1 rRNA gene is annotated in these 1,488 nt (G+C 50.5%); it reads right to left on the reverse strand.

Annotation, left to right across the window (positions count from 1 at the left end):
• Window positions 1-55: 55 nt before the first annotated feature.
• Window positions 56-1,488: ribosomal RNA gene (locus tag WEIDD23_RS11855) — 16S ribosomal RNA — on the reverse strand; the annotation flags it as partial.

The following is a 1,488-nucleotide window of genomic DNA, read 5'->3' on the forward strand; positions in this document are numbered from 1 at the left end:
TCACTCAAAACTGAATATCGTTTCAATGAATGTGTAGGTTTCCGATTTTCCTTAGAAAGGAGGTGATCCAGCCGCAGGTTCTCCTACGGCTACCTTGTTACGACTTCACCCTAATCATCTGTCCCACCTTAGACGGCTGGCTCCCGAAGGTTACCCCACCGGCTTTGGGTGTTACAAACTCTCATGGTGTGACGGGCGGTGTGTACAAGACCCGGGAACGTATTCACCGCGGCGTGCTGATCCGCGATTACTAGCGATTCCGACTTCATGTAGGCGAGTTGCAGCCTACAATCCGAACTGAGACGTACTTTAAGAGATTAGCTCACCCTCGCGGGTTGGCAACTCGTTGTATACGCCATTGTAGCACGTGTGTAGCCCAGGTCATAAGGGGCATGATGATTTGACGTCATCCCCACCTTCCTCCGGTTTGTCACCGGCAGTCTCACTAGAGTGCCCAACTAAATGCTGGCAACTAGTAATAAGGGTTGCGCTCGTTGCGGGACTTAACCCAACATCTCACGACACGAGCTGACGACAACCATGCACCACCTGTCACCTTGTCCCCGAAGGGAACGCTCCATCTCTGGAGTTGTCAAGGGATGTCAAGACCTGGTAAGGTTCTTCGCGTTGCTTCGAATTAAACCACATGCTCCACCGCTTGTGCGGGTCCCCGTCAATTCCTTTGAGTTTCAACCTTGCGGTCGTACTCCCCAGGCGGAGTGCTTAATGCGTTAGCTGCGGCACTTAAGGGCGGAAACCCTCAAACACCTAGCACTCATCGTTTACGGTGTGGACTACCAGGGTATCTAATCCTGTTTGCTACCCACACTTTCGAGCCTCAACGTCAGTTACAGTCCAGAAAGCCGCCTTCGCCACTGGTGTTCTTCCATATATCTACGCATTTCACCGCTACACATGGAGTTCCACTTTCCTCTACTGCACTCAAGTCATCCAGTTTCCAAAGCAATTCCTCAGTTGAGCTGAGGGCTTTCACTTCAGACTTAAATAACCGTCTGCGCTCGCTTTACGCCCAATAAATCCGGATAACGCTTGGAACATACGTATTACCGCGGCTGCTGGCACGTATTTAGCCGTTCCTTTCTGGTAAGATACCGTCACACATTGAACAGTTACTCTCAATGTCATTCTTCTCTTACAACAGTGTTTTACGAGCCGAAACCCTTCATCACACACGCGGCGTTGCTCCATCAGGCTTTCGCCCATTGTGGAAGATTCCCTACTGCTGCCTCCCGTAGGAGTATGGGCCGTGTCTCAGTCCCATTGTGGCCGATCAGTCTCTCAACTCGGCTATGCATCATCGTCTTGGTGAGCCATTACCTCACCAACTAACTAATGCACCGCGGGACCATCTCTTAGTGATAGCAGAACCATCTTTTAAGTAGCAACCATGCGGTTGCTATTGTTATACGGTATTAGCATCTGTTTCCAAATGTTATCCCCTGCTAAGAGGTAGGTTTCCCACGTGTT

The organism is Weissella sp. DD23, from assembly GCF_001579105.1.
Taxonomy (GTDB): Bacteria; Bacillota; Bacilli; order Lactobacillales; family Lactobacillaceae; genus Weissella; species Weissella cibaria.